The sequence below is a fragment of the Nocardiopsis sp. NPDC101807 genome (assembly GCF_044766605.1).
Classification (GTDB): domain Bacteria; phylum Actinomycetota; class Actinomycetes; order Streptosporangiales; family Streptosporangiaceae; genus Nocardiopsis; species Nocardiopsis tropica.
This window is the reverse complement of record NZ_JBIWMK010000003.1, coordinates 392,499-409,967: the sequence shown is the minus strand read 5'-3', so window position 1 is coordinate 409,967 and position 17,469 is coordinate 392,499. Positions and strand designations below refer to the sequence as shown.

The window sequence follows — 17,469 nt, the reverse complement described above, 5'->3', positions numbered from 1 at the left end:
GGGGAGGATGGGCGGTGGCCGGAGGAGGAGCGGAGGGCGGATGGCGTTGCGGATTCTGTTGGTGAGCGGGATCAGACCCTGGGACCCCTTCGGCGGGGCCATGCGGACCAAGGTGATCGCCGGAGCCCTCGCCGGGCTCGGCACCGTCGACCTGCTGGTGCTGCCGCTCGACGGGAAGCACGAGGACCCGCCCGCGGACTCCGTCTTCGACCGCGTGCTCACCGTGCCGCAGGAGTTCTCCCCGATGGACGAGGAGAGGTCGCCGGCGCGCCGGGTCGCCGAGTTCCTCAGGGGCACCCTCGCCGCGCAGATCGGCAAGACGCGCAAGGCCGTCCTGGAGAAGGCGCCCGGCTGGTTGGCGGGTACCCGGTACGACCTCGTCTGGTACATGCGCGAACACGTCTGGCTGATGACCCGCGGCCTGGTCTCCGCGCCCTCCGTCATCGACGTGGACGACCTGAGGGACGTGCTGCTGGCCCGCTGGCTCTCCATCGGCAAGGCGGACCGGGGCATGGAGCTCACCCCGGTCCGCAGACTGGACACGCACCGGGTCATCGCGCGCTGGCGGCGTATCCACCGCCAGGCGGCGCGGGGCGCGGACGTGCTCGTCTACTCGGGACGGGGCGACCTCCTGCGCTCCGGCTTCCCGAACTCGCTCGTGGTCCCCAACACGTACACACCTCCCTTCGGGGACGGTGCGGACGGCGGGGCGCAAACGGCGCAGGAGAGGGACACGGGGAGGCCCACCCTCCTCTTCCAGGGGGTCCTGTCCTACGGTCCCAACGCCGACGCGGCCGCATGGCTGGTGGAGGGGATCGCGCCCCTGGTCCGTGAGAGGTTCCCGGACCTGCGCGTGCTGCTCGCCGGCCAGTCCTCGCCGCGCATCGACGAACTCGGCCGGTCCCCGGGGGTCGAGGTCACGGGCACCGTCCCCAGCATGGCGCCCTGCCTCCGCCAGGCGGATCTGGTGGTCGCGCCCCTGCGCGTGGCCGGTGGCACGCGCATCAAGATCCTGGAGGCCTTCGCGCACCGGGTGCCGGTGGTCTCCACCACCGTGGGAGCGGAGGGGCTGGAGGTCCGGGCCGGCGAGCACTGCGGGATCGCCGACACCACGGAGGCGATGGCCGACGAGTGCGTGCGGCTGCTCTCCGACCGTGCCGCCGCCCGTGCCATGGCCGACCGCGCCCACGGACTCTGGGACTCCTCCCACCGCCCGGAGAGGGCTGCCGAGCAGGTGGCCCGGGCGGTCGACAGGGCCCTGTCCGGGGGGCGCTGACGGCGGGGGCGCGGCTCCGGTCCCGGGGGATCCGCCCCGGCGGCGCGGATCCCCCGGAGTCCCGGGACGAGCGGACCGCCGGGCCCCACCCGGGGCGGATCCGCCCCGCGCGCCTGCGTGTGCCGGCCCCGGGACTCGCCCAGCATGGTCCCCATGAACGCATTGGCTCTCGTGTGCAGCCTCAAACCGTCGCCCGCCCCGTCGAGCAGCGAACTGATGGCGCGGCAGGTTCTCGACGCCCTGGCCGACCACGGCGTCGCCGGGGACCTCGTCAGGGTCGTGGACCACGACGTCCGCCCCGGCGTGGAGACCGACATGGGGCCGGGCGACGCCTGGCCGGACATCCGGCGGCGCATCCTGGCCGCGGACATCCTCGTGGTGTCGACGCCGACGTGGGTCGGCCACATGTCCAGCGTCGCCCAGCGGGTCCTGGAGCGGCTCGACGCCGAACTGGGCGAGACCGACGAGCAGGGGCGGCCGTCCATGTTCGGCAAGGTCGCCGTGACGGCGGTCGTCGGCAACGAGGACGGCGCGCACAAGATCACCGCGGACCTGTTCCAGGCCCTGGGGGACACGGGTTTCACCATCCCGGCCCAGGGCGGCACCTACTGGAACAACGAGGCCATGAACCCCAAGGACTACAAGGACCTGGAGCAGACCCCGGAGGCGGTCGCCTCCACGACGGCCACCCTGGCCCGCAACGCGGCCCACCTGGCACGGATCCTGAGCGAGAACCCCTACCCCGCGCCCTGACGCGGACCGGGGGGCGGCACCGTGCGCCACGGGCCCGGCCCCTCCCCGGGCACGGGGGACGGCGCGGGGACGCCGAGCACGGCGGCGCAGGCGGCCAGCACCTCCTCCACACCGATGGACTCCAGGCCCGGGTCGAGGTGCTCGGAGTGGGGGTCCCCGCGGCGCCCCGCCCACAGGCAGCGGTGGGAGTCCCGGTCGACGAGCGGCCCCCACAGCTCCGGGGAGACCGGACCGAAGAGGCGGACCGACGGGGTCGCGTAGGCGGTCGCCAGGTGCCCGACGCCCGTGTCCCCGCACACGAGCAGCCCGGCCCCGGCCACCAGCCGCGCCAGCCCGACGAGACCGGTGCGGCCGGCCAGGACCGACCCGGGGCCGAGCCCCGCCTCCGCCGCCACCGCCTCCGCGCGGGAGCGCTCCTGCCGCGAACCCGTCACCACCACCCGCCGTCCGGAGCCGGCCAGGCGCCGGGCGACCCGCGCGAAACGGTCCACGGGCCAGCGGCGGGACGGCGCCGCCGCCCCCGGGTGCACGATCACCGTGTCCGGTCGGCACACCGTCGGCACGGGGCGGGGCCACCGCAGATCGGTGGGGTCGGCGGCCGTCCCGTGCTCCCGCAGGAGACGGCACCAGACCTCCGCGTCGTGGACGCCGGACGGCCAGGCGGGGCCTTCCCGGCCGGCTGCCGTGCGGCGCCCGAAGGCCCACAACACACGCGGTGAGAGGGCGGCCAGGGCGGTCGTGCTCTCGGGGCCGCGCCCGTGCAGGTTCACCGCCAGGTCCGGCGGGGACGCGGAGCCCCGGTCGGGCACGGCCAGAGGCCGCGTCGGCAGGACCTCCCATGACAGCCCGGCCAGGTCGAGCAGGTCGCGGTACCACGGCGGGCCGGCCAGAACACGGCGCCAGGAGGGGGCGGTCCGCTCCAGCGCGCGGAGCGCGGGCACGGCGGTGGCGAAGTCGCCCAGGCCGAGCGCCCTCAGCGCCAGCAGCACGGGGCCGCGCCCGTCCGCCTTCTCCCGCCCGGGCGGGGGCCCGTTCACCGGGGGCCGCCCGGACGGGGGAGCGCGCGGCGCCGGCCGGGAGCGGGTCCCCGCTCCACGCGCGGGGCCCGCCCGCAGACGCCCCCGCGGGGCTGCCCGTCGACCCTCCCGCCCATGGGTCCCACCACGGCCCCGCCTCCTCACGTCCGCGCACCCGTGCCGTCCGACCTGCACCGCCACTAACCCGTCGGCGCGAGAACAAACATGGCGGACCGGAGGCGCTGTGCCCGCGCGGTTGCGGAGCCGACCGGGCGCGGAACCGCTCCGGGGCCATGTTTACCGGTGACCGCCTTCGGTAGTCGGAAGGGTGCGTTCGCCATCACACCCCAGTCTCGGAGGGAGCGGTCGCATGCGCATTCTCGGGGTCAACGCCGTGTTCCACGACCCGGCCGCCGCGCTCGTCGTGGACGGGCGGACCGTCGCCGCCGCGGAGGAGGAGAGGTTCTCACGGCGCAAGCACGGCAAGGAGGCCGTCCCCTTCTCCGCCTGGGAGCTGCCGTCGGCGTCGATGCGGTGGTGCCTGGAGCGGGCGGGCCTGCGCCCCGCCGACCTGGACGCGGTCTCCTACTCCTACGACCCGGCCCTGGCCGACCCCTCCGGGCCGGGCCAGGACGTGGCCTGGGAGCAGCTGCGGCTGTTCTACGTCGAACGCGCGCCCCACTTCCTGGCCTCGGAGCTGCCCGGCCTGGACCCGGCGAAGGTGGTGTACGTCCCCCACCACGTGGCCCACGCCGCCTCCGCCGGGCTCGCCGCCCCGCCCGGGGCGGGGGGCGGGGACTGCGCGGTGTTCGTGGCGGACGGCCGGGGCGAGGCGACCTCGCACCTGGCCGGCGCCTACACGGACGGGCGCCTGGAGGTCCTGGCGCGCCAGCCCCTGCCGGAGTCCCTCGGACTGGTCTACGAGGAACTCACCGAGCACCTGGGGTTCCACCGCTCCAGTGACGAGTACAAGGTCATGGCCCTGGCCTCCTACGGTTCGCCGACCATGCTCGACCGCGTGCGCGAACGCATCGGCTACGAGGGGGAGGGGCTGGTCCGGGCGTCGGGCGTGGACTGGAAGTCCCTCACCGAGCCCTGCCGGAAGGGCGAGCGACCCACCCGGGAGCACGCGGACCTGGCCGCGAGCGTCCAGGCCGCCATGGAGGAGGCGCTGCTCGGCGTCCTCGGCTGGCTGCACCTGCGGACGGGGAAGAGGCACCTGACCATGGCCGGGGGCGTCGCGCTCAACTGTGTCGCCAACAGCCGCATCGCCGCCGAAGGGCCCTTCGACAGCGTGTGGGTCCAGCCCGCCGCCGGGGACGCGGGCACCGCCCTGGGCGGGGCGATGCACCTGGCCTCGCTGGAGGGCGAGGCGGTCGAGCCCATGCCCGGGGCCGAACTGGGCCGCTCCTGGGACGAGGAGGAGCTGCGGGCCCTGCTCGACGAGGCCGACGTCGAGTTCGAGCGCCCCGCCGACCTCGCCGACGCCGTCGCCGCGGAACTGGACGCCGACGCCCTGGTCGCCTGGTTCCAGGGAGGGTCGGAGTACGGCCCGCGGGCCCTGGGCCACCGGTCCCTGCTCGCCAACCCGCTCAACGCCGGCAACCTCGAACGGCTCAACAACGTCAAGGGGCGCGAGCAGTTCCGGCCCGTGGCGCCCATGGTGGCCGAGCACAGGGCGGGGGAGATCTTCTCCGGAGGCCCCCTGCCGAGCCCCTACATGCTCTTCGTCCACGAGGTGGAGCCCTCCTGGCGCGAGCGCCTGCCGGCGGTGGTCCACGTGGACGGCACAGCCAGGGTCCAGACGGTCTCGCCCGGGGACGACCCGCTCACCGCGCGGCTGCTGGACCGCTTCGAGGAGCGCAGCGGCCTCCCCGTCCTGGTCAACACGAGCCTCAACACGGCGGGGCGGCCCATGGTCGACTCGCCGCGCGACGCCTTGGAGTGCTTCGGGTCGGCGCCGGTGGACATCCTCGCGATCGGTCCCTTCCTGGTGCGCCGCCACGCCCGGGCGGGTCAGCGGTGAGCGGCCCCGGGTACGCGGTCGTCATCCCCACGGTGGGCCGCCCCAGCCTCGCCCGGGTGCTGGAGGTCCTCCTCGACGCGCCGCCGGAGGCGGCGCCGGAGGACATCGTCGTGGCCGACGACCGGGGACCGGGGTCCGACGGCCCGCTCCCGGGAGCCGACCACGCCCGCGTGCGCGTCCTGCGCACGGGCGGCGGCGGTCCCGCGGCGGCCCGGCAGGCCGGGTGGCACTCCTGCCGCAGCGAGTGGATCGCCTTCCTGGACGACGACGTCGCGCCGCCCGCCGACTGGCCGGCCCGGCTGCGCTCCGATCTGGCCGCACTTCCCGCGGAGGTCGCCGGGAGCCAGGGCCGGATCACCGTGCCGAGGCCGGAGGGACGGGCGCCCACGGACGCGGAGCGCGCCACCGTCGCCCTGGAGGACGCCCGCTGGATCACGGCGGACATGGCCTACCGCAGGAGCGCCCTGGAGGCGGTCGGCGGGTTCGACACGCGTTTCCCGCGCGCCTACAGGGAGGACACGGATCTGGCCCTGCGGATGATCGACGCCGGGTTCGCCCTGGTCGGCGGCGACCGGGAGTGCGTCCACCCCCTGCGGGAGGGGGAGCGCAGGCTCAGCCTCATCGCCCAGCGCGGCAACGCCGACAACGCCCTGATGCGCCGCGTCCACGGCCCGGGCTGGCGGCGCCGGACCGGTGAGCACCCCGGAGGACTGCGCGCCCACGCGGTGACCACGGGCGTGCTCCTCGCCGCGGTCCTGTCCTGGCTGACCGGTCGCCGTGCCGCCGCGGGCGTGCTCGGAGCGGCCTGGACGACCCGCACCGCCCTGTTCGCCCTGCGCCGCCTGGCCCCCGGCCCGTGGACGGCGGAGGAGATCGCCGACATGGCCCTGACGAGCGCGCTGGTGCCGCCGCTGGCCTGCTGGCACCGCCTCACCGGCGAGGTCCGCCACGCCGGCGCGGGGCCGGGACCGGCGGTCCGTGCCGTCCTGTTCGACCGGGACGGGACGCTGGTCGAGGACGTCCCCTACAACGGGGACCCCGACAAGGTGCGGCCCATGCCCACCGCCGCCCGCGCCGTCGCCCTCGCCCGCCGGGCCGGGCTCGCCGTCGGCGTGGTCAGCAACCAGTCCGGCGTCGCCCGGGGGCTGCTCTCCGCCGAGCAGGTGGAGGCGGTCAACCGGCGCGTGGACGAACTGCTGGGACCGTTCGACCTGTGGAGGGTGTGCCCGCACGGCGAGGACGACGGCTGCCGCTGCCGCAAGCCCGAACCCGGCATGGTCCTCTCGGCCGCCGCCGAGCTGGGCGTCCTCCCCTGCCAGTGCTCCCTGGTCGGCGACATCGGCGCCGACACCGACGCGGCGTCGGCCGCGGGGGCGCGCGGCATCCTCGTCCCCACCGCGAAGACGCGGGAGGACGAGACGGAGGCCGCCGCGGAGACCGCCCCCGACCTGGAGTCGGCCGTCCTCCGACTCCTGGCGGGGGCACACCGGTGAGCGGCCGGAGCGTGCTCGTGGCACGCCTGGACAGCATGGGCGACGTCCTGCTGTCGGGGCCGGCCGTGCGTGCCGTCGCGCGAGGGGGCCGCGAGGTCGTCTACCTCGCCGGTCCGCGCGGCGCCGACACGGCCGCGCTGCTTCCCGGCGTGGACCGCGTCCTGACCTGGTGCGCGCCCTGGATCGCCGCCGACCCGCCGCCGGTCGACGCGGAGGACGTCGCCCGCCTGGTCCGGCGGATCGCCGACCTCGACGTGGCCGAGGCCGTCGTCCTGACGTCCTTCCACCAGTCGCCGCTGCCGCTGGCGCTCCTGCTGCGGATGGCGGGGGTCCCCCGTGTCTGCGCGACGAGCGAGGACTACCCGGGCAGCCTGCTCGACGTCCGCCACCGCGTCGGCCACGGCGGACCCGAGGCGCAGAGGATGCTCTCCCTGGCCCGGGCGGCGGGGTTCCCCCCGTCCCCGGAGGACCGCGGACTCCTCGCGGTGCGGCGGCCGCTGCCCGACACGCGCCGCCTGACGGGGCCGGACGGCTACGCGGTGGTGCACGTCGGAGCGGACGCGCCCTCACGGGAGATACCGTCCGCGCTGGCCGCCAAGACCGTCGCGGCCCTGGCCGGGCACGGCCACCGGGTCCTGGTCACGGGCGGCGCGGGGGAGGCCGGGCGGGCGGAGGAGGTCGCGGGCCCCGGCGGCCTGAGCCTGGCCGGCCGCACCACCGTGGCGGAACTGGCCGACGTGCTCGACCGCGCCTCCGTCCTGGTCGCGGGCAACACGGGCCCCGCCCACCTCGCCGCCGCGGTGGGCACGCCCGTCGTCTCGCTCTTCTCCCCGGTCGTCCCCGCCTCGGCCTGGGCGCCGCACGGCCCGCGGGTCCGCGTCCTGGGGGACCAGGGGGAGGCCTGCGCGGGGACGCGGGCCCGCGTGTGCCCCGTGCCCGGGCACCCCTGTCTGACCTCGGTCACGGCCGACGAGGTCCTGGCCGCCGTGGAGGACCTGCTCGCGGAAGGAGAAGGGTGATGACCGTAGACGAGCACCTCTCCCGTCGCGCCCCGGCCGGGGCGGACGAGGGGGTCCGCGTCCCGCAGAGGACGCTCCGCGTGCTGATGTGGCACGTCCACGGGTCGTGGACGACGGCCTTCCTGCGCGGGGGCCACACCTGCCTGCTTCCCGTGACGCCCGACCGGGGCCCCGACGGGCGCGGGCGGGCCCGCACGTGGGACTGGCCCTCCAACGCCGTGGAACTGCCCTGGGGCGAGGTCCGGGGCTCCGAACCGGACCTGGTCGTGCTCCAGCGACCCCACGAGGTCGAGCTCGCGGCGCGGCTGCTGGGACGCCCCATCGGCAGGGGGCTGCCCGCCGTCTACGTCGAGCACAACACCCCGCGCGACGACGTGCCGGTCAGCCGGCACCCGCTCGCGGACCGCGACGACATCCCGGTCGTGCACGTCACCCGCTTCAACGACCTGTTCTGGGACTGCGGCCGCGCACCCACCAGGGTGGTCGAGCACGGGGTCCCGGACCCGGGCCACCGCTACACCGGCGAGGTCCCGCGGGCGGGGGTGGTGCTCAACGAGCCCCTGCGCCGCTGGCGCTTCACCGGGACCGACCTGCTACCGAGGATCGCGGAGGCCGCGCCCCTGGACCTGTACGGCATGGGCGTGGCGGACGTGCCCGAACGCCTGGGGCTCCCGGAGTCGCGGCTCCGGGCCCACGAGGACCTGCCCCAGTCCGCCATGCACGGTCAGCTCGCGCGGCGCCGCGCCTACGCGCACCCGCTGCGGTGGACCTCGCTGGGGCTCTCCCTCATCGAGGCCATGATGCTCGGCCTCCCCGTGGTGGCCCTCGGCACCACCGAGGCGTACGAGGCGGTGCCGCCCGGGGCGGGGGTCGTCTCGACCGACACCGGAGTGCTCGCGGAGGCCCTGCGCGCGTTCAACGGGGACCGCGCCCTGGCCGCCCGCACCGGTGCGGCGGCCCGCGGGGCCGCTCTGGACCGCTACGGGCTCACACGGTTCCTCGACGACTGGGAACGCGTGCTACAGGAGGTGACGTCATGAGGATCGCCATGGTCTCGGAACACGCCAGCCCGCTGGCGGCGATCAGCGGAGAGGACGCCGGGGGCCAGAACGTGCACGTGGCCGAGCTCGCCACGGCGCTCGCCGCACGCGGTCACGAGGTCGTCGTCCACACGCGCCGCACCGACGGCGGGCTCCCGGACACCGTCCCGCTGGGCCCGGGGGTGTACGTGACGCACCTGCGCGCGGGGCCGGCCGGCCCGATCAGCAAGGACGAGCTGCCCCGGTACATGCCCGAGTTCGCCCGGAACCTCCGGGCGCGTTGGCGGACCGACCGGCCCGACGTCGTGCACGCCCACTTCTGGATGAGCGGGTTCGCCGCGCTGCGGGCCGCCCACGGCCTCGGCGTCCCCGTCCTGGAGACGTTCCACGCCCTGGGCACCGTCAAGCGCCGCCACCAGGGCGCGGCCGACACCAGCCCCGGGGAGCGGATACCGACCGAGCGCGCGGTGGCCCACCGGTGCGACCTGGTCGTGGCCACCTCCACCGACGAGCGGGAGGAGCTCGGCGGGTGGGGGGTCCGGCCGGAGCGCGTGGAGGTCGTCCCCTGCGGGGTCGACACGGAGCGCTTCACCCCCCGGGGGGCCGGGCGCGCCGCGCGGTGACGGGCCGCGGCTGCTGAGCCTGGGGCGCCTGGTCCAGCGCAAGGGCGTCGAGACGGTGGTCCGCGCCCTGGCCGAGGTCCCCGGCGCCGAACTGGTGATCGCGGGCGGCGCGGACGCCGAACGGCTGTGGACCCAGCCCGAGGCCGTCCGGTTGCGCATGGTCGCCGAGCGGATGGGCGTCGCCGACCGCGTCCGCTTCCTGGGGTGCGTCCCCCGGGAGGAGGTTCCCGCGCTGCTCAGGTCGGCCGACGTCGCCGTCAACGTGCCCTGGTACGAGCCCTTCGGGATCTCCACCGTCGAGGCGATGTCCTGCGGCGTCCCGGTGGTCGCCTCCCGTGTGGGCGGGCACACGGACACGGTCGACCACGGCCGGACGGGGCTCCTGGTGCCTCCGAGGTCCCCCGGGAGGCTGGCCGCCGCGGTGCGGTGGGTGCTGTCGGACGACGCGGCCAGGGCGGCCCTCGCGGAGGCCGCCGCCGAGCGGGCCCGCGAACGGTACTCGTGGCAGGAGGTCGCCCGGCGCACCGAGGAGTGCTACCTGGGGGCCGTCGCACGGAGGCGGACGGCGGTGCCGGCGCCGAGGGCGGCCGACACCGCACCGGTCGGGACCACGGCACTGGGAGGCGAGAAGTGATGCACACGCACCTGAGGCAGTTGAGCGCGGTCCTGGACCGCACGGACGCGGCCCGCGTCGAGGCGTGGGGGCGCCGGGCGGCCCGCGCGCTGCGCGACGGGCAGCGCCTGTTCGCCTGCGGCAACGGCGGCAGCGCGGCGGAGGCGCAGCACCTGACCGCCGAGCTGACGGGGCGCTTCGAGGACGAGCGGGCCCCGCTGTCGGCCATCGCCCTGCACGCGGAGACCTCCAGCGTCACCGCGATCGCCAACGACTACGGCTACCGGCAGGTCTACGCCCGCCAGCTGCGCGCGCACGCCCGTCCGGGAGACCTCCTGGTCTGCCTCTCCACCAGCGGCGACAGCGAGAACGTCGTCGCCGCCGCCAAGGCGGCGCGGGAGCTCGGCGTCGTCCCCTGGTCGCTGACCGGCCCCGGGCCCAGCGCCCTGGAGGCGCTCAGCGACGAGACGGTGGCGGTGCCCGCGCCGAGCACCTCGACCGTGCAGGAGGTGCACCTGGCGCTGGTCCACGTGTTCTGCGCGTCCGTGGACGCGGAGTTCCGCGTGGCCGGGCACACCGTGTTCGTCCCGGAGGGGAGGGCGGCCACGTGAGCCCCGCCACCGGGCCCGTGGTCGTGGTCGGGGACGCCCTCCTGGACGTCGACCTGAGGGGCTCCTCCGGACGCGACTGCCCCGACGCGCCCGCGCCGGTGCTGGAGGGGGTCGCCGCCTGGCACCGCCCGGGCGGCGCCGCCCTGGCCGCGACGCGGGTCCGCGACCACGGCCGCGACGCCGTCCTGCTGACACCGGTGGGCCGCGACGCCGCCGCCGGCGACCTGGCCGCGCTCCTGGGCGACGGCGTCACCCTGCTCGGGCTGCCGCTGATGGGGCGCACGCCCACCAAGACGCGGGTCCGGGCCGACGGCCGCACCGTGGCCAGGATCGACGAGGGCTGCGACGGCGTGGAGGAGGCCGCGTCCGCCCGGACGGTGGCACGGGCGCTGGAGGGGGCCTCCGCGGTGCTGGTGGCGGACTACGGCCACGGGTTCACCCGCCAGGGCGCGGTGCGCGCGGCCCTGGCCGCGTGCGCGGAGCGCGTCCCGCTGGTGTGGGACCCGCACCCGCGCGGGGCCGAGCCGCTGGCGGGGGCGCACCTGGTCACGCCCAACGCGGCCGAGGCGGGGGCCTCCGAGACCACGGGAGGGGACGCGCTGCGCAGGGCCGGGGAACTGGCCCGGAGGTGGGGGGCGCGTGCCGTCGCGGTCACCCTGGGGGAGCACGGAGCGGCCTGGGCCGGGGGCGACGGGCCCGGCGCCCTCGTACCCGGCGCGCCGGTGCGCGAGCCGTCCGACACCTGCGGAGCCGGGGACGCCTTCGCCGCCGCGTGCGCCGCCGCCCTCGCCGCCGGGGCCGGTACCGGGGACGCGGTACGGGAGGCCGTCCTGGCCGCGTCGGCCTTCGTCGCCGGGGGCGGGGCCTCCTCCTGCGCGGTGCCCGCCGGAGGTCAGGGGGCGCCGCTGCGGGGGCAGACCGCCCCCGGACCGGGGAGCGCGCACCGCGGCGGCGGGGGCGTCGTGGCCACCGGCGGCTGCTTCGACGTCCTGCACGCGGGCCACGTCGACCTTCTGCACCGGGCCCGCGCACTCGGGGACCGGCTCGTCGTCCTGCTCAACAGCGACTCCTCCGTGCGGCGCCTCAAGGGCGCGGGGCGGCCGGTCGTCGGTGAGCGCGACCGCGCCAGGGTCCTGTCGGCGCTCGACTGCGTGGACGAGGTGGTCGTGTTCTCCGAGAGCACCCCGCTGCGGGCCCTGGAGCGGCTGCGGCCCGACACCTGGGTCAAAGGAGGGGACTACGAGGTGGAGGACCTGCCGGAGACACCCCTGGTGAGGGGGCTCGGCGGGGAGGTGGTCACGGTCCCGCTCGTGCCGGGGCACTCCACGACGGAGCTGATCACCCGTATACGCGGAGGCGGCCGCGACGGCGCCGCCGTCCGCTGACGCGGCCCGCCGCGACGGACCGCGCCACGGCCCGGCAGGGCGAGGACGGAACACCCACGAGGAAGGAAAGGGATCAGGAGATGCGTCCACTGGGAAACACCCTCATCACCGGAGGAGCGTCCGGCCTGGGAGCCGCGACGGCCGAGGCCGTGGCCGCCGAGGGCGGCCGGCCGATCGTCCTCGACAGGCAGCACCCCGGCAACGACCTGCCCTTCGAGCAGGTCGACCTGGCCGACCGCGAGGGCGTCGAACGCGCCGTCCACCGCGTCGCCGTCCAGCACGGCAGCATCGACGCACTGGTCAACGCGGCCGGGACCGACGCCTGCGGCACCCTCCTCGACGTGTCGGCCGAGGACTGGGAACGCGTCGTCCAGGTCAACCTGATCGGCACCGCCTCCGTGACCAGGGCGGCCCTGCCGCACCTGCGCGCCTCCCGGGGGACGGTGGTCAACTGCGCCTCCACGCTGGGGTTGCGCGCCCTCAGCGACGCCACCGCCTACTGCGCCTCCAAGTTCGGGGTCGTGGGCTTCACGAGGGCGCTGGCCGCCGAGCTCGCCGGACAGGTGGGGGTGACCCTCCTGGTGCCCGGAGGCATGAGCACGTCCTTTTTCGACGACCGCCCCGACCAGTACAAGCCGGGGCCGGACGCCAAGCTCAACGCCCCGGAGGACGTGGCCCGGACGGTGCTGTTCGCGCTCCGCCAGCCACACGGCTGCGAGGTCCGCGAGATGGTCGTGTGCTCCTCCGAGGAGTCCTCGTGGCCCTAGGACGCGTCCCGCGGACCGTTCCGGTCCCGCGCCGGCCCGCGCCGGCGCCGGGCCGACCGGGGGAGCCCCCGGACCGCGCCCCGCGGACCTTCCCGGGACCGCGCCGGACGTCCGCCCAGAGGGCGTACCGCCGTCGACCGGGTGCGGCGGGCGCCGCCGGACCGGCCGCCAGGACCCGGGAGCAGTGACCGGCCCCCGCCGCGCATGACGGCGGGGCCGAACCTTCGAGGAGGTGGGCAGCAGTGCGAGAGCCCGTATCGACAAAGACGGCCCTGGTCACCGGTGGAGCCGGATTCCTCGGTTCCCATCTGTGCGACCGGTTGCTGGAGAGGGGGACACGCGTGGTGTGCCTCGACAACTTCGCCACAGGACGCGCGGAGAACGTGGAGCACCTGGCCGGGCATCCCTGGTTCGAGTTGACGGAGGCGGACCTGACGGAGCCGTTCGACCTCGGCACACCCGTCGACACGGTCTTCCACCTGGCCTCGGCGGCCTCGCCGCCCGACTACCTGAGCATGCCGGTGGAGACACTGGAGGTGGGGAGCCTGGGCACCCGCAACGCCCTGGCGGTGGCGCGGGAGCACGGAGCACGACTGGTCCTGGCCTCCACCAGCGAGGTCTACGGCGATCCGCTGGAGCATCCGCAGCGCGAGACCTACTGGGGCAACGTCAACCCCGTGGGTCCGCGCAGCGTGTACGACGAGGCCAAGCGCTACGCCGAGTCCCTGACGATGGCCCACCACCGGGCCTACGGGGCCGACGTGGGCATCGCGCGGATCTTCAACTGCTACGGGCCGCGCATGCGCCCCGACGACGGGCGCATGGTGCCGACCTTCGTGAACCAGGCGCTGGAGGGGCGCCCGCTGACCGTCGCCGGGGACGGGCACCAGACGAGGTCGCTGTGCTACGTGGACGACACGGTGCGCGGCCTGATCGCCCTCGCCGAGAGCGACGCCACGGGGCCCGTCAACATCGGCAGCGACGAGGAGCTGACCGTCGGGTCCCTGGCCCTCGCCGTCCTGAACCTCACGGGAGCACGGTCCCGGATCACCTTCGTCGACCGCCCCGAGGACGACCCGCACTACAGGCGCCCCGACATCCGGCTGGCCGGCGACCTGCTGGGGTGGCGTCCCCTTGTGCGGCTGGACGAGGGGCTCAGACGCACCATCGCCTACTTCCTGGACCAGGACGTCCGCGTGGCGGGCTGGGTCGAGCGGGTGATGCCCGTCAACGAGACGGACCGGGCGAGGTGAACGGCGATGGGCGACACCGAAGGGGGGCGGGTCACCGTCGTGGTGGCCACCCGCAACCGGGTCGACGAACTCCGGCGCACGCTGCGCCGCCTGGAGGAGCTGGACCCGCGGCCCGCAGTGGTGGTCGTGGACAACGCCTCCACCGACGGCACGGCCGAGGCCGTCGGTTCCGCCTTCCCCGACGTCCTGCTCGTCAGGAGACCGCGCAACACGGGGTGCGTCGCCCGCAACACGGGCGTCCTGTACGCGGACACGCCCTATGTGGCCTTCTGCGACGACGACTCCTGGTGGGCCCCGGGAGCGCTGGAGCGGGCCGCCGATGCGCTCGACGCCCATCCCCGCCTGGCACTCGTCGCGGCCTCGGTGGTGGTGGGGGAGGAGGAGCGGCCGGACCCGGTCAACCACGACCTGCGGCGGAGCCCGCTCCCGTGGTCCGAGGCGCTGCCGGGACCCAGGATCCTGGGTTTCCTGGCCTGCGCCGCCGTGGTCCGGCGCAGCGCCTTCGAGGAGGTCGGCGGTTTCGACGCGCTCCTGTTCTTCGGAGGGGAGGAGGCGCTGCTGGCCCAGGACCTGGCGGCGGCCGACTGGGAGCTGTGCCACCTCCGGGACGTGCTCGTCCACCACCACCCCTCGGCGGCCCGTCCGCCGGGGGTGTGGCGCAGGGCCCTGGAGGAGCGCAACGCGCTGCTGACCGTCTGGCTGCGCCGCAGCCCGGGGACCGTGCTGGCCCGGACCGCACGCCTGGCGGCGCGTTCGCTGCGCGACCCCGCCTGCCGCCGGGGGCTGGTCGGCGCCGTGGCGCGGCTGCCCTCCGCGGTGAGGCGGCGGCGACCGCTGCCGGTCCGCGTGGAACGCGACCTGGCCCTGCTGGAGCGGGCGTGACGGGCGGGGGAAGGCCCCGGACCGGGGTGGTGGTCATCACGCACAACCGGCGCGACACCCTGCTCCACACCCTCCGGCGCCTGGAGGAGCTGGAGCCGAGGCCGCCCGTCGTGGTCGTCGACAACGCCTCCGCCGACGGGACCCCGGACGCCGTCGCCCGGGAGCACCCGTGGGCGGTGCTCGTCCGGGCCCGGGTGAACCTGGGCGGGGTGGGGCGCAACATCGGGGTGGAGGCCCTGGACACGCCCTACGTGGCGTTCTGCGACGACGACACGTGGTGGGAGCCGGGCTCGCTGGAGCGCGCCTCGGACCTTCTGGACGCGCACCCGGGGCTGGGCTCGGTGACCGCGCGCATCCTGGTCGAACCCGGGGGGAGGGAGGACCCCATCACGGCCGAGCTCCGCGACTCGCCGGTCCCGGCGCCCGCCTGGCTCCCGGGACCGGCGCTCCTGGGCGTCCTCGCCGGCGCCACGGTCTTCCGTACCACCGCGTTCCGGCGGGCCGGGGGCTTCTCACGGCGGTTGTGGCTGGGAGGCGAGGAGGAGCTCCTGGCGCTGGACATGGCCGCGGACGGGTGGTGGATGTGCTGGGACGAGGGCATGGTCGTCCACCACGCCGCCTCACCGGTGCGCGACCCCTCCGCACGCCGCCGGCTGGGGCTGCGCAACACGCTGTGGACGGCGTGGTTGCGCCGCCCCGCCGGCGGAGCCCTGCTCCACACGTGGTGGGTGCTCCGGTCTGCCCCGTTCGACGTCTCGACCCTGCGGGCGGTCCTGGCGGCGGCGGGGGGAGCGGGATGGGTCGCCCGGGAGCGGAAGGTGCTGCCCGCCGAGGTCGAGAGCGGGCTCCGGCTGCTCCAGGGCCCGCGCAGCCGCTCCCGGGCCCGCCGCTACGTCGGGTGAGGCAACCGTGGCGCGGGCCGGAGGCGGGCGCGCCTCCGCCGGGGGTTGCGCGGAAGGGGGCCGTCCGGGGGCGGCCCCCTCGGACCGTGCCCTCAGCCCGGCCCCCGGGGCAGGGTCCCGCCGAGGAGATCGTCGACGTGCTCGAACTCGTCGAGCAGGCGCCGTGTCTCGATGAGGAACACCCCGTAGGGCCGGGTCGGGTCCCCCAGCGGCGGGGGCCGGTCGCCGCCGTCCGCGCAGACGCCCTCCAGGGCGGACTCGTGCCGCCGGACGCCCTCGACCGCCTCGTGGAACCGCTCCGCGTGCGCACGCGTGCGCAAACCGTCCGACCCCTCCAGCACGAGCAGGGCCGAGGCGACGGACTGCACGAGCTCGCCGCACCGCACCAGGAACTCCCGGTGGGGGTCGGCGCGATCGTCCTTCTGCCACCGGTCCAGGGCCCTCGCCAGGGACTCGACCTGTCTGACCGCCCTCTCCAGGCTGTCGGCGAGCTGCTCGTAGAACTGCGGCCGGGGCGCCGGGCGCCCCCGTCGGCCCAGGGCCCGGCGCGGGTTGTAGTACACGCTCTCCCGCGCGGTCCCGACGGCCAGCCGGGCCTGCCGGACGGCCGGTTCGAGCGCGTCGGCCCGCTGCCTCCACCACGCGGTCGTGGACTCGTCGGTCCGCCCGTCCAGCAGGCCCCGGCTCATGTCCGCGCACAGGTGGCGCAAGGAGCCGGCCAGGGTCTGCAGGGCGGACTCGGCGCTGCGGAACCGCAGGGGCGGGAACACGAGGAGGTTGACGGCCACGCCGATCGCGCTCCCCACGAGGACCAGCAGCACGATCTGGCCGAGCTGGGAGAGCCGTTCCACCGTTCCCGGGGCGGACACGTACGTGGCGAAGGCGAAGAACGCGGCGGTGGCGACCTGGGTCCCGTGCCGGCCGAGGGCGCGCCACTGCCCCACGCCCAGGGCGACGAGCGCCACGAGGACGAACGTGAGGATGTCCGGCCCCGCCGTCAGCGCGGACACGGCCTGGAGGGCGACCCCCAGGACGATGGCGCCGACGAAGCGCAGGGACTGCACGACGGACTGGTAGACGGTCACCTGCACCATCAGCACCGCGGAGAACGGGGCGAACGCCGGGCTCGTCGCCGCCATGAGGTGGTGGGCGACGACCCACGCCAGGGTGGCGGCGAGGGCGCCCTTCGCGACCAGGGCCAGGGTGTGCCGCTCGTAGCTCCCCGAGGCCACGGCCCTGGTCAGCCATACCCGGACACGTGCGCACCGGTCCGTCCCGGAGGCTGTCGGCCCCCCTGGATCCCCCGGACCCGCCTCCGTGCGCGGCCTCCCCGCGAGCCGCTTCGGGCAGTCTCCTCGCACATCCTCCCCCTCGGTTCGTACGGAACGGCCGCCGCCGCGTCGGGCGCTGCGGGGACCGGGCCCGCGGGGCACGGGGGCCTCCCGGTTCTTCCGGAGGCAGGGCGGGCGGGGGAGCGCGCACCGGTCGCGTCGTCCGGCCTCCGGCCCCGGCGCGCCCGGGGGCGATCGTGCGTGTAGCTGCCCCGGAGGGAGCCGCCGAAACGGCCGGGGCGTGTGCGACGCCTCATCGTCGTCGGAACGGGTGTGCCCCGTCCACCGGTGGCGGTAAGGGAGGAGGGGTTCGGCGGGACGTGTTCCGGAAGGCGGCCGGAACTCCCACGGATCCGGGCCCTTCGGCCCGGGGGGCGGGGGGGGGGGGGGGGGGGGGGGGGCGGCCCGGGGCGCCCCCCCCCCCCGCGGCGCGGGGGGGGGGGGGGGGGGGGGGGGGGGGGGGGCCGGACACGGCGGCG

14 protein-coding genes and 1 pseudogene are annotated in these 17,469 nt (G+C 76.3%); 13 read left to right on the top strand and 2 right to left on the bottom strand.

Annotated elements, in window-relative coordinates:
• Positions 1–40 precede the first annotated feature (40 nt).
• Together ACIRPH_RS11215 and ACIRPH_RS11210 are read left to right on the top strand one after the other, a co-directional pair.
• A complete protein-coding gene (locus ACIRPH_RS11215) occupies positions 41–1,276 on the top strand; it encodes a glycosyltransferase (protein ID WP_402912511.1) in 1,236 nt (411 codons plus the stop codon).
• 153 nt (positions 1,277–1,429) lie between these two features.
• Positions 1,430–2,029 (top strand): flavodoxin family protein, encoded by a 600-nt coding sequence (locus ACIRPH_RS11210; RefSeq protein ID WP_402912508.1) that lies wholly within the window; start codon positions 1,430–1,432, stop codon positions 2,027–2,029.
• Here ACIRPH_RS11210 and ACIRPH_RS11205 read toward each other — a convergent pair.
• On the bottom strand, positions 2,014–3,066 hold the full coding sequence (locus ACIRPH_RS11205; protein WP_402912506.1) for a glycosyltransferase family 9 protein: 1,053 nt from the start codon (positions 3,064–3,066) through the stop codon (positions 2,014–2,016). The genes ACIRPH_RS11210 and ACIRPH_RS11205 overlap by 16 nt on opposite strands.
• A 349-nt stretch (positions 3,067–3,415) precedes the next feature.
• On the opposite strand from ACIRPH_RS11205, the gene ACIRPH_RS11200 reads away from it, so the two are divergent.
• From ACIRPH_RS11200 to ACIRPH_RS11150, 11 genes and pseudogenes are all read left to right on the top strand, one after another.
• Complete coding sequence (locus ACIRPH_RS11200; RefSeq protein WP_402912504.1) at positions 3,416–5,071, top strand: carbamoyltransferase; 1,656 nt, start codon at positions 3,416–3,418, stop codon at positions 5,069–5,071.
• A complete protein-coding gene (locus ACIRPH_RS11195; protein WP_402912501.1) occupies positions 5,068–6,564 on the top strand; it encodes an HAD-IIIA family hydrolase in 1,497 nt (498 codons plus the stop codon). Before ACIRPH_RS11200 ends, ACIRPH_RS11195 begins: the two co-directional genes overlap by 4 nt.
• The gene (locus ACIRPH_RS11190) at positions 6,561–7,583 is read left to right on the top strand and encodes a glycosyltransferase family 9 protein (RefSeq protein ID WP_402912498.1); all 1,023 of its coding nucleotides are present in this window, start codon (positions 6,561–6,563) and stop codon (positions 7,581–7,583) included. Before ACIRPH_RS11195 ends, ACIRPH_RS11190 begins: the two co-directional genes overlap by 4 nt.
• Positions 7,583–8,623, top strand: coding sequence for a glycosyltransferase (locus ACIRPH_RS11185; protein ID WP_402912495.1), 1,041 nt, complete (start codon positions 7,583–7,585; stop codon positions 8,621–8,623). The genes ACIRPH_RS11190 and ACIRPH_RS11185 overlap by 1 nt, the downstream gene beginning before the upstream one ends.
• Positions 8,620–9,880: pseudogene (locus ACIRPH_RS11180) on the top strand (glycosyltransferase). The gene ACIRPH_RS11185 and the pseudogene ACIRPH_RS11180 overlap by 4 nt, the downstream one beginning before the upstream one ends.
• Positions 9,880–10,470: an SIS domain-containing protein gene (locus ACIRPH_RS11175; protein ID WP_402912493.1), complete on the top strand. Its 591-nt coding sequence runs from the start codon at positions 9,880–9,882 to the stop codon at positions 10,468–10,470. Before ACIRPH_RS11180 ends, ACIRPH_RS11175 begins: the two are co-directional and overlap by 1 nt.
• A complete protein-coding gene (locus ACIRPH_RS11170; protein ID WP_402912490.1) occupies positions 10,467–11,855 on the top strand; it encodes a PfkB family carbohydrate kinase in 1,389 nt (462 codons plus the stop codon). Before ACIRPH_RS11175 ends, ACIRPH_RS11170 begins: the two co-directional genes overlap by 4 nt.
• Positions 11,856–11,935: 80 nt before the next feature.
• Complete coding sequence (locus tag ACIRPH_RS11165) at positions 11,936–12,622, top strand: SDR family oxidoreductase (protein ID WP_402912487.1); 687 nt, start codon at positions 11,936–11,938, stop codon at positions 12,620–12,622.
• Positions 12,623–12,864: 242 nt separating this feature from the next.
• Positions 12,865–13,875, top strand: coding sequence for a UDP-glucuronic acid decarboxylase family protein (locus ACIRPH_RS11160; RefSeq protein WP_402912484.1), 1,011 nt, complete (start codon positions 12,865–12,867; stop codon positions 13,873–13,875).
• Positions 13,876–13,881: 6 nt separating this feature from the next.
• On the top strand, positions 13,882–14,757 hold the full coding sequence (locus ACIRPH_RS11155) for a glycosyltransferase family 2 protein (RefSeq protein WP_402912481.1): 876 nt from the start codon (positions 13,882–13,884) through the stop codon (positions 14,755–14,757).
• Positions 14,754–15,659 carry a glycosyltransferase family 2 protein gene (locus tag ACIRPH_RS11150; protein WP_402912478.1) on the top strand — a complete coding sequence of 302 codons (906 nt, stop codon included), beginning with the start codon at positions 14,754–14,756 and terminating at the stop codon, positions 15,657–15,659. Before ACIRPH_RS11155 ends, ACIRPH_RS11150 begins: the two co-directional genes overlap by 4 nt.
• Before the next feature lie 92 nt (positions 15,660–15,751).
• Here the strand turns inward: ACIRPH_RS11150 and ACIRPH_RS11145 are convergent, their stop codons facing one another.
• The gene (locus ACIRPH_RS11145) at positions 15,752–16,891 is read right to left on the bottom strand and encodes an aromatic acid exporter family protein (protein ID WP_402912475.1); all 1,140 of its coding nucleotides are present in this window, start codon (positions 16,889–16,891) and stop codon (positions 15,752–15,754) included.
• Positions 16,892–17,469: the final 578 nt, after the last annotated feature.

What these genes read in the sequence shown, in the direction of transcription:
- ACIRPH_RS11185 (WP_402912495.1), top strand. Translation starts at nt 7,583, where the DNA reads ATGACCGTAGACGAGCACCTCTCCCGTCGCGCCCCGGCCGGGGCGGAC.
- ACIRPH_RS11175 (WP_402912493.1), top strand. Translation starts at nt 9,880, where the DNA reads ATGCACACGCACCTGAGGCAGTTGAGCGCGGTCCTGGACCGCACGGAC.
- ACIRPH_RS11165 (WP_402912487.1), top strand. Translation starts at nt 11,936, where the DNA reads ATGCGTCCACTGGGAAACACCCTCATCACCGGAGGAGCGTCCGGCCTG.
- ACIRPH_RS11215 (WP_402912511.1), top strand. Translation starts at nt 41, where the DNA reads ATGGCGTTGCGGATTCTGTTGGTGAGCGGGATCAGACCCTGGGACCCC.
- ACIRPH_RS11210 (WP_402912508.1), top strand. Translation starts at nt 1,430, where the DNA reads ATGAACGCATTGGCTCTCGTGTGCAGCCTCAAACCGTCGCCCGCCCCG.
- ACIRPH_RS11200 (WP_402912504.1), top strand. Translation starts at nt 3,416, where the DNA reads ATGCGCATTCTCGGGGTCAACGCCGTGTTCCACGACCCGGCCGCCGCG.
- ACIRPH_RS11155 (WP_402912481.1), top strand. Translation starts at nt 13,882, where the DNA reads ATGGGCGACACCGAAGGGGGGCGGGTCACCGTCGTGGTGGCCACCCGC.